Origin of the sequence: Terrabacter sp. 2TAF16, assembly GCF_052115065.1 — a bacterium.
In the GTDB taxonomy this organism is placed as follows: domain Bacteria; phylum Actinomycetota; class Actinomycetes; order Actinomycetales; family Dermatophilaceae; genus Terrabacter.
On sequence record NZ_JBFRFZ010000001.1, the window covers coordinates 167,813 to 181,939 of the forward strand.

At 71.5% G+C, this 14,127-nt stretch carries 11 protein-coding genes; 4 read left to right on the forward strand and 7 right to left on the reverse strand.

All coding sequences use genetic code 11. From position 1 onward, the window contains the following. Positions 1-45: 45 nt before the first annotated feature. The gene (gene pafA / locus AB4Z14_RS00780) at positions 46-1,437 is read right to left on the reverse strand and encodes a Pup--protein ligase (protein ID WP_056777019.1); all 1,392 of its coding nucleotides are present in this window, start codon (positions 1,435-1,437) and stop codon (positions 46-48) included. Between the two features lie 296 nt (positions 1,438-1,733). Here pafA and AB4Z14_RS00785 point away from each other — a divergent pair, with 296 nt between their 5' ends. After that, the gene (locus tag AB4Z14_RS00785) at positions 1,734-2,960 is read left to right on the forward strand and encodes a hypothetical protein (protein ID WP_442273489.1); all 1,227 of its coding nucleotides are present in this window, start codon (positions 1,734-1,736) and stop codon (positions 2,958-2,960) included. A 112-nt stretch (positions 2,961-3,072) separates the two neighbouring features. Here AB4Z14_RS00785 and prcA read toward each other — a convergent pair whose 3' ends face one another. The 5 genes from prcA to AB4Z14_RS00810 all read right to left on the reverse strand — a co-directional run bounded on the left by prcA (position 3,073) and on the right by AB4Z14_RS00810 (position 9,709). Further along, positions 3,073-3,885 carry a proteasome subunit alpha gene (gene prcA, locus AB4Z14_RS00790; RefSeq protein WP_442273490.1) on the reverse strand — a complete coding sequence of 271 codons (813 nt, stop codon included), beginning with the start codon at positions 3,883-3,885 and terminating at the stop codon, positions 3,073-3,075. Then, positions 3,882-4,715 (reverse strand): proteasome subunit beta, encoded by an 834-nt coding sequence (gene prcB, locus AB4Z14_RS00795; RefSeq protein WP_442273491.1) that lies wholly within the window; start codon positions 4,713-4,715, stop codon positions 3,882-3,884. Before prcB ends, prcA begins: the two co-directional genes overlap by 4 nt. After that, entirely contained in the window at positions 4,712-4,918 is a 207-nt protein-coding gene (locus AB4Z14_RS00800; RefSeq protein WP_056756869.1) for a ubiquitin-like protein Pup, read from the reverse strand. The genes prcB and AB4Z14_RS00800 overlap by 4 nt, the downstream gene beginning before the upstream one ends. Before the next feature lie 609 nt (positions 4,919-5,527). After that, positions 5,528-7,048, reverse strand: a complete 1,521-nt coding sequence (dop, locus tag AB4Z14_RS00805; RefSeq protein WP_442273492.1) for a depupylase/deamidase Dop — start codon at positions 7,046-7,048, stop codon at positions 5,528-5,530. 78 nt (positions 7,049-7,126) lie between these two features. Further along, the gene (locus AB4Z14_RS00810; RefSeq protein ID WP_442273493.1) at positions 7,127-9,709 is read right to left on the reverse strand and encodes a lysylphosphatidylglycerol synthase domain-containing protein; all 2,583 of its coding nucleotides are present in this window, start codon (positions 9,707-9,709) and stop codon (positions 7,127-7,129) included. Between the two features lie 105 nt (positions 9,710-9,814). Between AB4Z14_RS00810 and AB4Z14_RS00815 the strand changes: the two genes are divergently transcribed. From AB4Z14_RS00815 to AB4Z14_RS00825, 3 genes are read left to right on the forward strand one after another with little or no spacing between them, the layout of a single operon-like run. Further along, entirely contained in the window at positions 9,815-10,813 is a 999-nt protein-coding gene (locus tag AB4Z14_RS00815) for an alpha/beta hydrolase (RefSeq protein ID WP_442273494.1), read from the forward strand. Between the two features lie 40 nt (positions 10,814-10,853). Then, positions 10,854-11,843 (forward strand): ribose-phosphate diphosphokinase, encoded by a 990-nt coding sequence (locus AB4Z14_RS00820; RefSeq protein WP_442273495.1) that lies wholly within the window; start codon positions 10,854-10,856, stop codon positions 11,841-11,843. Then, positions 11,840-12,238 carry a DUF3054 domain-containing protein gene (locus AB4Z14_RS00825; RefSeq protein WP_442273496.1) on the forward strand — a complete coding sequence of 133 codons (399 nt, stop codon included), beginning with the start codon at positions 11,840-11,842 and terminating at the stop codon, positions 12,236-12,238. Before AB4Z14_RS00820 ends, AB4Z14_RS00825 begins: the two co-directional genes overlap by 4 nt. 74 nt (positions 12,239-12,312) lie before the next feature. Here the strand turns inward: AB4Z14_RS00825 and arc are convergent, their stop codons facing one another. After that, positions 12,313-14,076, reverse strand: coding sequence for a proteasome ATPase (gene arc / locus AB4Z14_RS00830; RefSeq protein WP_442273497.1), 1,764 nt, complete (start codon positions 14,074-14,076; stop codon positions 12,313-12,315). Positions 14,077-14,127 lie beyond the last annotated feature (51 nt).

Sequence of the window (14,127 nt, forward strand, 5' to 3'; positions counted from 1 at the left end):
ACAGCGCACTGACAGGTCCGCACAGCTCCGGTCGGCACCCGCGGGTCAGAGCGGGCGCTGGATCGTGGGCGACCTGTCGATGGTCTCCATGAGGCGCTCGACCCGCTCGTCCACCGAGCGGAACGGGTCCTTGCACAGCACGGTGCGCTGCGCCTGGTCGTTGAGCTTGAGGTGCACCCAGTCGACCGTGAAGTCGCGGCCGTGGGCCTGCGCGGCACGGATGAAGTCGCCGCGCAGCTTGGCCCGCGTCGTCTGCGGCGGGCGCACCTTCGCCTCGAAGATCTCGACGTCGGAGGAGACGCGGGCCGTCCGCCCGTGGCGCTGGAGCAGGTAGAAGAGGCCGCGCCGCCGGTTGATGTCGTGGTAGGCGAGGTCGATCTGCTGGATCCGCGCGTCGGTGAGCGCGAGCCCGTGCTTGGCGCGGTAGCGCTCGATGAGGCGGTACTTGATGACCCAGTCGATCTCGGTGTCGATCGCGGCGAGGTCACCCGACCCGATGGCGTCGAGGGCCCGGCCCCACAGGTCGATGACCTGCTTCGTGTCCGGGCTGTCCATGCCCTCGCGGTCGACGAACTCGATGGCCTTGTCGAGGTACTCGCGCTGCATGTCGAGGGCCGACAGCTCGCGGCCGTTGGCGAGCCGGACGGTGGCCCGTCCCGTCGGGTCGTGGCTCATCGTCCGGATCGCGCGGATGGGGTTCTCCATGGAGAGATCGCGCATGACGACGCCCGACTCGATCATCCGCAGGACGAGGTCGGCACTGCCCACCTTGAGCAGGTTGGTCGTCTCGGACATGTTGGAGTCGCCGACGATGACGTGCAGGCGGCGGTACTTCTCGGCATCGGCGTGCGGCTCGTCGCGGGTGTTGATGATGGGCCGACTGCGGGTCGTCGCCGACGACACGCCCTCCCAGATGTGGTCGGCGCGCTGGCTCACGGCGAAGCTCGCCCCGTGCGCGGTGGCGACGACCTTGCCGGCGCCGCACGTGATCTGGCGGCTGATGAGGAACGGGATGAACATGTCGGAGACGCGCTGGAAGTCGCCCGACCGGCCGTAGCAGTAGTTCTCGTGGCAGCCGTAGGAGTTGCCGGCGGAGTCGGTGTTGTTCTTGAAGACGAAGATCTCGCCCTCGACGCCGTCGTCACGCAGCCTGCCCTGGGCGTCCTCGACGAGGCCCTCGAGGATGCGCTCCCCCGCCTTGTCCTGGATGACGAGCTCGCGCACGGAGTCGCACTCGGCGGTGGCGTACTCCGGGTGGGACCCCACGTCGAGGTAGAGCCGGGCGCCGTTGCCGAGGAAGACGTTGCTCGACCGGCCCCAGGCGACGACGCGGCGGAAGAGGTAGCGAGCGACCTCGTCCGGAGTCAGCCGACGCTGGCCCTGCGTGGTGCAGGTGACGCCGTACTCGTTCTCGATCCCGAAGATCCGCCGCTCCATGAACCAACTCTAGGCGGCGGGTCCCGCGGCCGTCGGGCACGACCACCCGTCGGCGCGGCTGCTCGCGCCCACCCGGGCGCGAGCAGACATGCCGAGCCACCCGCCCGAGGCGCCGGCACGACCCTCCCAGGCGGTGCCGACGGGCGCCGGGGCGGTCCGTGTCTCGGTGTCGCGACGATCGTTCCGGCACGGTGTCCCACAGGACGACGTCTGTGATAGTCAGTCTGGTGTGGCTGTCACAATGGCTGCTGTCCCCTCTTGCCGTACCCCTCCACGATCCCCTGCATTGGACGGAAATGATCGACAGACCGCACTTCAAGTTCTCCCGCCGCGGCTACGAGCCCGAAGAGGTTGACTCCTTCATCGAGTCGCAGAACCGCACCCTGCAGGCGGCCAAGAAGGATGCCGCCGAGCGGAGCGTCGAGCTGACCAAGCTCAACGCGGCCCTCACCGACCTCCGGGGACAGCTGGGTCAGCAGTCGCGGGTCATGGCCGACCTCAAGAAGAACAGCTCGCCCGCCCCGGCCCAGACGTTCGCCGACCTCGGTGAGCGCATCGCCCAGATCCTGGCGCTCGCCGACCAGGAGGCCGGCGAGATGCGCACCCGGGCCAACGGCGAGGCCGACGAGATCCGCGAGCGCGCCAACCGGGCCGCCTCCGAGCTCAAGGCGACGACCGCGACCTACGCCGAGCAGGCCCGCGCCCGCGCCGACGAGGAGGCCGTCCGCATCATCGCGCAGGCCAACCGCGAGGCTCAGGCCATCGTGGCCGAGGCCCAGAGCGTCACCGCGGCCCAGCGGCAGGAGGCCGCGGCGGAGTACGAGTCGCACCGCCTCAAGGCCTCCACCGCCTCCGCCGAGCTCGAGGTCAAGCTCGCTGCGCGCCGTGAGTCGGCCGACGCCGAGTTCGAGGCCCGTCGCCAGCAGCAGGAGGCCGCGCTCAACGAGAGCGAGTCCCGCCTGCGTCAGCTGACCGAGCGTGCCGAGCACGACGCGCACGAGATGCGCGCCCGGGCCGAGCGCCTGCTCGAGAACGCCCAGGCCCAGTCCGACCAGATCGTGTCCGAGGCGCGCGACCACGCCTCGCGCCTGCGTGAGGAGTCCGACCGCGAGCTCGCCGCCGCGACGGCCCAGCGCGACAGCATCACCGCGCAGCTCGGCAACGTCCGTCAGATGCTCGCCACCCTCGGTGGCGGTGCCCTCATGGACACGCTCGGTGCCCCGGACAAGCCGGCGCAGCCGCCGCAGGTGGCCGACGTCCAGCAGCCGGTCCCGGCCGTCCAGCAGGCGTCGGATGCCGACGACGAGAGTGCCGAGCAGACCTCCCCCGACGCCGTCTCGTCCGAGGCCAAGCGGGCCGAGCAGGCCGACGAGGACGCTCAGCCCGCGGCCGAGGCCGACGCCGAGCAGGGCGACGAGGAGCAGGACGACGCAGCGGGCAAGAGCTCGTCGTACGGCTCGGACCAGTCGTCGTACTACCAGCGCAGCGCCTCGAGCGACCGGGTCGGCGCGCAGCGCCGCTGACGCGTCGTCGTCGACCCGGAGCCGGGGTCGCGGCACACCGCGCGACACGAAGGCCGCCCACCCTCTCGGTGGGCGGCCTTCGTCGTGTGCACCTCGATGCGGTGGTCGGCTGTCAGGAAGGCGGTGTCGGGGATCCGGGACCGTCCGCGGGGCTCGCTGAGCTCGCCGAACCGCTCTCTCCCGCAACGGTCTCCGTCGACCCCGGACCGGCAGTGGCCTCGACGGCCCCAGGCGCCTCGACGAGCAAGCGCGTCAGCAGCGGACCGACGATGCGCCGGAACGAGCGCCGGGGACGGTCGCGGTCGAGCACGGCCACCTCGAGCTGGCCCTCGTCGAGGGCGCGGCGCTCGCCGTTCTCGCCGGCGCCGAGCACGTCGACGGCCAGTCGCAGGACCTCGGCCAGGGTCATGCCCGGCCGCCACCCGGTCCCGAGCCGCTCCTCGGCGGCGTCGCTGGCGCCACCCATCGCCACGAAGCCCTGCTCGTCGGCGACCGACCCGTCGTAGGTGAGCCGGAAGATCTGGTCGGTGTCGCTGTCGACCCCGACCTCGGCCACGACGATCTCGATCTCGAACGGCTTGGACTCCTGGGTGAACACCGCCCCGAGCGTCTGGGCGTACGTGTTCGCGAGGGCCCGAGCCGTGACGTCGGTGCGGTCGTAGGAGTAGCCGCGCAGGTCGGCATACCGGATGCCGGCGACCCGCAGGCTCTCGAACTCGTTGTAGCGACCGACCGCGGCGAAGGCGATGCGGTCGTAGATCTCCGACACCTTGTGCAGGGCTCGCGAGGGGTTCTCGGCGACGAACGCGATGCCGCGGTCGTAGCCGACGACGATGACCGAGCGTCCACGCGCGATCCCCTTGCGCGCGAAGTCGGCCCGGTCCTTCATGACCTGCTCGGGCGGGACGTAGAACGGCATGCTCATCGGGCGCCTCCCGGGTTGTCACGACGGGCGGCCACGACGCGCTGCACGTGTCCCTCGAGGACGTCGGACGCGACGAACCGAGCGCCGGAGTGGTCCACCACGGCGACGGTCGGCCAGATCTGGCGGCCGAGGTCAGGGCCACCGGTGGCGGAGTCGTCGTCGGCGGCGTCGTAGAGCGACTCGATGGCGACCGACACCGCCTGCTGCTCCTCGAGACCCGGCCGCCACAGCTTCTTCAGGGCGCCGCGGGCGAAGACGGACCCCGAGCCGGTCGAGTGGTGACCACCCTCGATGTAGCAGCCACCCGTGACGTCGTAGGAGTAGATCCGCCCGGTGGCCGACTCGAGGTCGAAGCCGGCATACGTCGGGACCACGGTGAGGCCCTGCATGGCGAGGGAGAGGTTGCCCCGGATCATCGAGGCGAGGCGGTTGGCCTTGCCCTCGAGCGACATGATGGCGCCCTCGATCTTCTCGTAGTGCTCGAGCTCGACCTGGTAGAGCCGGACGAGCTCGATCGCGATCCCGGCCGTGCCCGCGATCCCGACGACGCTGTAGTCGTCGGCGGCGAAGACCTTCTCCATGTCCCGGTTGGCGATGACGTTGCCCATCGTGGCGCGGCGGTCGCCCGCCATGACGACTCCCCCGTCGAAGAGCAGCGAGACGATGGTCGTGCCGTGCGGCGCCTCGATGCTCGCACCTGAGGGCAGGCGCCGACCCGAAGGCAGCAGCTCAGGACGGTAGGCGGAGACGAACTCGCTGAAGGACGAGGATCCCGCGCTGAGGAAGGCGTCGTCGAGCCGGCGAGGCCGCCCCGTGGACCACTGGGTCACTGGCCGCCCTTCTGCACGAAACCGCGGACGAACTCCTCGGCGTTCGACTCGAGGACACCGTCGATCTCGTCGAGGACGCTGTCGATGTCGTCGGACAGGCCCTCCTTGACGGCAGCGCCGGCGGGCGCGGTCGGCGGTGCCTCCGGTGTCTCCGGCGGCTCCTCGTCACGACGCTGCGGCTTGACGTGCTCCTGACCCGGCATGGCTACCTCCCAGACGTGAACGACCTCGTCCCCCGACCCTAACCCGTGTGCGCCCCGCGGTCCGAGCACCCACCGCCGACGGTGGACACGCCTCTCCCCCGGCGCTGCTCACGACGGCGCCCGGGAACCGACGGCCGCCGGCGGGTGGCGCCGACCGACACGGTCGGCCGCGGCTCGGCGAGATGGCTCCAGGACACCCCGGGTGGGGCCCGGACGAGCTCGGACTCGCACCGTGCCTTGCGGGGCTGGGACTGCGGGCGGTCGTGCTGCTCGGCCGCGACGCCGCGCACACGGCCGCTCCACCACGCGTTGCTCGAGGCGGCCGCCGAGCCCGCTCCGGGGCTCCGGGGCTCCGGACGTGCGCACGGGCTCCGGAGCAGGTATGCCGCCCACGGCACCCGGGCGGTCACGCGGGGGCTACGTGCGCGCCGCGGTGGCCGGACGGCATCCGCACGCATGACGGCGCAGTCGTGCTCGTCGGGACCGACCCGGTCCGGCTGGGCCCTCTCGGGCTCACGCTGTGGGACGATGCTGCCGGTATCGAGGACCGCGCCGTGGAGGCACTCGTGCACGCTGGGGTGCTCAGGCCCGAGTAGGCCGTGGCGTTGCCTACTCGGGCGTGGCCAGGCCGCGGAGCAGCTCGCCCACGTCGGCGCTCTGCTCGAGCAGCGTGCCGACCTGCGCCCGGGTGCCGCGCTCCGGCTCGAGGATGGGGACCCGCTGCAGACTGGCCCGACCCGGCACGTCGAAGACGACCGAGTCCCAGCTGGCCGAGAAGACCTGGCCGGTGAAGCGGCGGACGCACTCTCCGCGGAACCACGCGCGGGTGTCGTCCGGTGGCGTCGTCTGGGCCGCCTTGACCTCCTCGGGCGTCACGAGGTCACGGAGCAGCCCGCGGTCACGCAGCCGGTGCACGAGCCCCTTCTCGGGGCGCACGTCAGCCCACTGGATGTCGATGGCCGCGAGCCGGTGGTCGTCCCAGGCGAGGCCGTCACGGGCCCGGTAGCCCTCGAGGAGCTGCAGCTTGGCGACCCAGTCGAGCAGGGGCGCACACGACATGACGTCGCGCCCGAGACCGGTGAGGACCTCCTCCCACAGGCCCATGACCTCTGCGGTCGCCTCGGCCTCGGGGTCGTCGCCGCCCCGGTCCAGCCAGACGCGGGCGGCCTCGAGGTACATCCACTGGAGGTCGAGCGCCGTGACGCTGCGTCCGTCGACGAGCTCGACGGTGGCGGTGAGCGTCGGGTCGTGCGAGACGGTCTGCAGGGCGGCGACCGGTCGGCGGACCGACCAGTCCGCGGTGAGGTGGCCGTCCTCGATCATCCCGAGCACGAGCGACGTCGTGCCGGTCTTGAGCAGGGTCGCGACGTCGAGGTGGTTCGCGTCGCCGATGATGACGTGGAGGCGCCGGTAGCGGTCGGCCACGGCGTGGGGCTCGTCGCGGGTGTTGATGATCGGGCGCTTGAGGGTCGTCTCGAGGCCGACCTCGGTCTCGAAGAAGTCGGCGCGCTGGGAGATCTGGTAGCCCGCTCCCCTGCTGTCGACGCCGATCCCGACCCGGCCGGCACCGCAGACCACCTGACGCGTCACGAAGAACGGGATGAGGTGCCGCACGATGTCGGGGAACGCGGTGCGCCGTGGCATGAGGTAGTTCTCGTGCGTGCCGTAGGACTGGCCCTTGCCGTCGGCGTTGTTCTTGTAGAGGTTGACCGGCGGCTGCCCTGGACGCGCGGCGAGCAGGCGCACCGACTCGAGCGCGATCGCGTCGCCCGCCCGGTCCCAGGTCACGGCGTCGCGCGGCAGGGTGACCTCTGGAGAGCTGTACTCGGGGTGGGCGTGGTCGACGTAGTAGCGGGCGCCGTTGGTCAGCACGACGTTGGCGAGCGTCGGGTCCTCGATGTCGGTCAGCTGGCTCGGGTCGGCGGTCTGCCGGTCGAGCTGCCAGCCGCGCGCGTCGCGCAGCGGGTCCTCGAAGGCGTAGTCCCAGCTCGACTGGTTGGACCGGATCCCCTGCGCGGCGGCGTAGACGCTGATGACCTGGCCCGACAGAAACATCGGGTTGGCCATCGGGTCGCCGGGCACGGAGATGCCGTACTCGGTCTCGAGCCCCATGATCCGCCGCACCGTCATGGCCCGACGATAACCGTCCCGACCGCGCGCGCCGCGTCCGGTCTCGTCCGGACCGAGGGCGTATGCCGTCCGACCCGGCTAGATGGCCCCGACCTTCTGCAGCCGGTTGAGCGAGAACCACCCGAACGGGATCGGCAGCCAGTAGGTCGCGAGCCGGTAGAGCAGGACGGACGAGACGGCGGTGCCGCTGTCGACGCCGATGGAGATGAGCCCGAACGACATCGCGGCCTCGATGCCGCCGAGGCCACCGGGCGTCGGGACGGCCGAGCCGACGATGGCGCCGGCGAAGTAGACGACAGCGATGGATGCGACGGGCGCATCGGCACCGAAGGCCCTCGTGGCGCACACGAGCGCGGCGACGAACGACATGTCGAGCAGGAGCGCCCCGGCGAGCAGCTGGGTGAGCTTGGCCGGGTGCTGGAGGACGGCGAGGACCTGCGGGACGGCCGACTTGACCTGCGGGAGCACGCGGTCGGTGAGCAGGGCCCGGACCTTCGGCAGCGCGAGCAGCCCGAGGGCGAGGATGACGACGACGAGGATCGCCGCGACGAGCACCGGGGACGGGCTGAACGAGACCGCCGGGCCGGTGCCGGCCAGGACACCGGAGATGACGAGCAGGACGAAGTACGAGCAGAACTGGGCCACCTGCGCGACGCCGACGCTGGCACCGGCGATCGTCGGGGACAGGCCGGAGGTCTGCAGGTAGCGGGTGTTGAGCGCGATGTTGCCGACGGCGGCCGGGGCGACGAGGCCGCTGAACGCCACGGCGAGCTGCGTCATGTAGGTCCGGATGAAGCTGAGGTGGATCTGGACGGCGCCGGCGAGCGCGATGGAGGCACCGGCGAAGGTGGCGGCCGCGAAGAGCAGCAGCAGGGCGGCCCAGCGCCAGTCGGCCGTGCTGACGACCTGGCCGATGTCGACCTGGGCCAGCTGCGTCAGGAGCAGGTAGCCGGCGATGCCCCCACCGAGCAGCGTGACGACGCCGCGCGCCGAGATGCGACGCAGCTGGACGGGCTCGACGGCCTCTGCCTTGGGGCGCAGGGCGACCAGCCGCTCGCGCAGCTCCCCCATGACCGACTTGGACTCCTTGAGCGCCACGCGCGCGTCGGGACTCAGCGCGACCGGCTGGAGCACGGGAACGGCCCGTAGGACGGCGTCCTCGCCGAGGGCTGCGACGGCCGAGTCCACGGTCCGCTCGGGGCCGACGGCCAGGGCCACGGTCGTGAGCAGCTGGGCGAGGTCGATGCGCAGGCTGATGTCGTCGGCCGCGACGTCCCCGCTGCCGAGCCGGGACAGGGCGACCCGCCCGTGGTCGTCGACGAGGATCGTCGACGGTCCGAGCTGCCGGTGCACGAGGCGACGTCGGTGCAAGGTGGCGGCCAGCCGCCAGATCGCGGCGAGCCGGGCGTCGTCGAGGTCCCCGTCGACCTCGGTGAGCGGGGTGCCCTGCGGCTCGTCGTAGGCGATGACGGCCGAGAAGGGACCGACCTCGGACACGGCGACGGGCCGTGGGGCGCGGATGCCGGCGTCGTGCAGGGCCAGACCCATCAGGGTCCGGTGCTCGATCTCGGAGCGCAGCGTCAGCGCGGGGGGTCGGGTGAAGCCGCTCCGCAGCCGCAGCACGCGCAGCAGGCGCCGACCCGAGGCGAGCCCGAAGGTGTCGCGGTCGATGACGTGGACGTCGAGCGTCCCGTCGTGGGTGGTCCCGATGTAACGGCGGTCACCGGCGTCGTTGGCGTCGATGAGCTCGAGGCGGGTCAGGGGCACACCGCCCGCGACGAGCACCGCGGCGACCTCCACCCCCGGTGGACGGGTGGAGTTCACGCCGAACACCAGGCGGAAGGTGAGGCCGACGATCCAGCCGAGCAGGAGCGAGCTGACGAGGGCCGCGAGGGTCATGGCCCCCGAGAGCAGGGTCGTGACGAGCGTCGCGATGACGACCACCGTCGCGATCGGCGAGATCCACTTGCGGCCGGAGATGTCGGCGACGGTGAGCAGCGCGACCATCGAGACGATGACGATGTCGAGCGGACCGGTGCGGCCCGTCGCGGTGGGTCGGGTCAGCACGTCGGTGACGAAACCGCCGTTGCCCGAGTGGACGAGCACGGCGAGGACGATGACGAGGACACCGCCGACGACGGCGGCACCGAGCGCCTGGATGAGCTGCATGGGGCGACGGCGCACGAGCAGGTCCGCGCCCACGCCGATCGGCAGGAGCAGGACGCCGATGCCGCTCATCCAGCCGAGCAGCGTGAGCAAGAGCCGGGGAAGCCCGCTCGTCGCGTCGGTGAGGTCCTGCTCGACCGCACCGCGCGTGCCCGAGGCGACATCGGCCGCGACGAGACCGAGCACGAGCAGGACGACGGCAGCGGCCAGGCGGACGCCGTCGACGGGACGGCGCACCCGTTCGGGGATGGGTGGCTCGATGACCTCGACGCCGGGCAGGCCGTCGTCTCCGGTCGTGGCTCCGGCCTCGGCTGCCGCCTCGACGACCGGCTCCGCCGCCGTCGCGTCTGCGCGCTCCTCACGCTCCCCGGCCTGCTCCTGCACGTGCTCCGCCGTCCGGCGCATGGTCTCCCCCGTGGTGTCGTCCGATGCCTCGGTGGGTCGGGAGACGGCCCCGTCCGTGGGGGGCTGCGTCCTCTCCGAGTCGCCGGGCATGGGCCAATCCTGCCCGAGGCGCGGCCCGAATGGCCGCAGCGTCGCCGTGCGGGCGTGCGTGCGCCCGGTGCGCCGACCATCAGGAAGCGGTGCGAGACTGACGCCGTGACGGTCACCGACTCGTGGGACATGCCCCTGCGCACCAAGCTGCTCGCTCGCGTGCTGAGCCGCACCCGCGACGGTTCCCGGATGCTCTCCGGTGACGAGATCGCCCGCAGCAGAGCGTGGTTCGCCCCTGCGCGGCTGCCCTTCACGTGGGTCACGGGTCCGGTACCGGCGGGGGTCGAGATCGCGGAGACGAGCTTCGCCGCCCGGGACGGCCACCCCGTCGCCGTACGCACCTACCGTCCGAAGGACGCCGCGGGTGAGGCCCTTCCCGCGATGCTGTGGTTCCACGGAGGTGGCTGGGTGCTCGGCAACACGCGGGGATACGACCCGATCTGCGCCTGGATCGCCGACCGCGCCCGGGTGGCCGTGCTCAACGTCGACTACCGCCTCGCCCCGGAGCACCGGGCACCCCAGGCCGCCCACGACTGCATCGACGCCGCCCGCTGGGCCGCGTCCGACGCCGCCGGTGACGGCGTCCGGCACACCGGTCTCGGTCTCGCGGGCGACTCGGCCGGCGGTAACCTCGCGGCCGTGGCCGCCCAGGTGCTCCGCTCCGAGGGTGGTGCCGACGTCGCCTACGAGGCCCTTGTCTACCCGGCCGTCGACGCGACGATGAGCTCGCCGTCCGTGGCCCAGCACTCGGCCGCACCGATCCTCACCCGCAGCGACATGGACGCGTTCCTCGCGCACTACCTCGGCGACGGCGACGATGCCCTCGACCCGCTCGACCCCCTCGTCTCCCCGCTGCACGCCCACGACCTCACCGGACTGCCCGCCACGCTCGTCCAGACGGCCGACCTCGACCCGCTCCGCGACGAGGGGACGGCCTACGCCGAGGCCCTCCGCGCAGCTGGCGTCGAGGTGCAGCACACCAACTACCCTCGCGTCCCGCACGGCTTCATGAGCTTTCCCGGGGCCACCCGGGTCGGCGGCGCCGCTCGCGCGGAGCTCGCCCAGTGGGTCGCCCGGCACGCGCGACCGGGAACGGTCGGATAGTCTGCGAACGCACGCGAGTCTCGTGAGGGATGGTCTCGAAGTGAACGATGTCGTCGTGTTCAGCGGCTCGGCGCACCCCACCCTGGCCGACCGGATCTGCTCCCATCTCGGGGTGACCCGGTCCCCCGTCGACATCAAACGGTTCAGCAACGACTGCCTGCAGGCACAGCTGCTCGCCAACTGCCGCCAGCGCGACGTCTACATCGTCCAGCCGCTCGTGCCGCCGACGCAGGAGCACCTCATGGAGCTGCTCCTCATGATCGACGCGGCGCGTGGCGCCTCGGCGGCTCAGATCACCGCGGTCATGCCGCACTACGCCTACGCCCGCTCGGACAAGAAGGACGCCTCGCGCATCTCCCTCGGCGGACGGCTCGTGGCCGACATGATCTCGACGGCCGGCTGCCACCGGGTCCTGACCATGGCCCTCCACGCTCCCCAGGTGCACGGCTTCTTCTCGACGCCCGTCGATCACCTGACCGCGATCGGGGTCCTCGCGGACCACTTCCGTGACAACGACCTCGACAACTCGATCGTCGTCAGCCCCGACCTCGGCAACGCCAAGGTCGCGACCCAGTTCGCCCGCCTGCTCGGGCTGCCCGTCGCGGCCGGCTCGAAGCAGCGGGTGGCCGACGACCGCGTCGTCATCGACTCGATCGTCGGCGACGTCTCGGGTCGCCGGGCGATCATCCTCGACGACGAGATCGCGACGGGCGGCTCGATGCTCGAGCTGATGGACCGCCTCAAGGACGCCGGCGCGACCGAGGCCGCGATCGTCTGCACCCACGGCCTCTTCGCCGGCAAGGCCGTCGAGCGGCTGCGTGACCACCCCTTCGTCACCGAGGTCGTCACGACCGACACCGTCCCGGCGCCCGACGGCTGGCCCGAGCTCAAGGTGCGGTCGGTGTCGGCCCTCTTCGCCGAGGCCATCAGCCGCATCCACCACGGACGCTCGGTCAGCTCGCTCTTCGAGGGCGTCGACCCCACCCACGCGCCGCCGCAGGCCAAGCTCCCCTTCGACACGCCCTCATGAGCCGACCCGTCTGGTGGCGCCGCCCTGCGGTCGCTCTGCTCCTCGACGTCGCGCTCGTCCTCGTCTTCGCGGCGGTCGGTCGGGCGAGCCACGACGAGTCGAGCCCGGTGCTCGGTGTCCTGTCGACAGCCTGGCCCTTCCTCGTCGGGACCGGCCTCGGCTGGCTCGTCGTGCGGGTGGTGCGCCGGTCATGGCCGCTCGACGTCGCCCCCGGCGTGACCGTGTGGTTCGCGACCGTCCTCGTCGGCATGCTGCTGCGGCACGCGGTCGGGTCGGGCACGGCCGTCAGCTTCGTCGTGGTCGCCTCGGTCGTGCTGGCGCTCTTCCTGCTCGGCTGGCGTGCCCTCGGGGCGTATGCCGTCCGCCGCGCCCGCTCGTCGCTGCGCCGCGCCTGACCCCACCCGTCCCAGACCGTCGAGAGGCCACGTGTGGCCGGGACGCGTCCCGGCCACACGGCATACGACTCGGGTCAGAGGTACTGGCCGGTGTTGGCCGTCGCGATGGACCGGCCCGGCTCGGTGCCGTCCTTGCCCTTGAGCAGCGTGCGGATGTAGACGATGCGCTCGCCCTTCTTGCCGCTGATCCGCGCCCAGTCGTCGGGGTTGGTCGTGTTGGGCAGGTCCTCGTTCTCCTTGAACTCGTCGACGCAGCTGTTGAGCAGGTGCTCGACGCGGATGCCCTTCTGGCCGGTCGTCAGGAAGTCCTTGATCGCGAGCTTCTTGGCCCGGTCGACGATGTTCTGGATCATCGCGCCCGAGTTGAAGTCCTTGAAGTAGAGGATCTCCTTGTCGCCGCCCTGGTAGGTCACCTCGAGGAAGCGGTTCTCCTCCATCTCGGAGTACATCCGCTCGACGGCGGCCGTGATCATCGCCTCGACGGTCGCGTCGCGGTCACCGCCGTTGACGGCGAGGTCGTGCTCGTGGAGCGGCAGCGACTCGGTGAGGTACTTGCTGAAGATGTCGCGCGCGCTCTCGGCGTCGGGGCGCTCGATCTTGATCTTGGCGTCGAGACGGCCCGGTCGCAGGATGGCGGGGTCGATCATGTCCTCGCGGTTGGAGGCGCCGATGACGATGACGTTGTCGAGGCGCTCGACGCCGTCGATCTCGGCGAGCAGCTGCGGCACGATCGTCGTCTCGACGTCGCTGGAGACGCCCGATCCGCGGGTGCGGAAGAGCGAGTCCATCTCGTCGAAGAAGACGACGACGGGCGTGCCGTCGGAGGCCTTCTCACGGGCCCGCTGGAAGATGAGCCGGATGTGCCGCTCGGTCTCGCCGACGTACTTGTTGAGCAGCTCGGGGCCCTTGATGTTGAGGAAGTAGCTCTTCTCGGTCTGCTTGCCCGTGCGAGCGGCGACCTGACGGGCGAGGGACGCGGCGACCGCCTTGGCGATGAGCGTCTTGCCACAGCCGGGAGGACCGTAGAGCAGCACGCCCTTCGGCGGCTTGAGCGCGTGCTCCTTGTAGAGCTCGGGGTGCAGGAAGGGCAGCTCGACGGCGTCCCGGATCGCCTCGATCTGGCCGGCGAGGCCACCGATGTCCTCGTACTCGACGTCGGGCACCTCCTCGAGGACGAGCTCCTCGACCTCGAGCTTGGGCACGACCTCGTGGACGAAGTTGGACCTCGGGTCGAGGGTGAGGGAGTCGCCGACGCGGAAGTGCTCGCCGAGCAGGGGCGTGGCGATGCGGCACACGCGCTCCTCGTCGCCGTGCGTCACGACGACGACGCGGTCGTCGTCGAGACGCTCCTTGACCGTGACGACCTCGCCCACGCGCTCGTAGCCGTGGACGGAGACGACGTTGAGGGCCTCGTTGAGCATGACCTCACGACCGAGACCGAGCTCCACCTGGTCGACCGACGGGCTGATCGCGACGCGCATCTTCCGGCCACCGGTGATGATGTCGATCGAGCCGTCCTCGGGCGGGTCGACGACGAGGCCGTAGGTGCTCGGCGGCTGCGCGAGACGGTCGACCTCCTTCTTCAGCGTGACGATCTGCTCGCGCGCGTCCTTGAGCGTGCGCACGAGGCGCTCGTTCTGGGACGACAGCGTCGACAGGCTCGTCTGGACGTGGGCCAGCCGCGCCTCGAGCTCACGGGTGCGCTGGGGCGAGTGTCGCGCCACCTGGCGCAGCGACTCGACCTCGGCGCGCAGGGCTGCGAGCTCGCGGTCCCCCGCTCCGGGGACTCCGGCGCCGGCGGCACCTTCGGGGTCTGGGTTGCGGACGTCATCAGACATCTCGGCCTCCTCAATCCGTCACTCGCACATAGTGACGATTCGACCCTAACC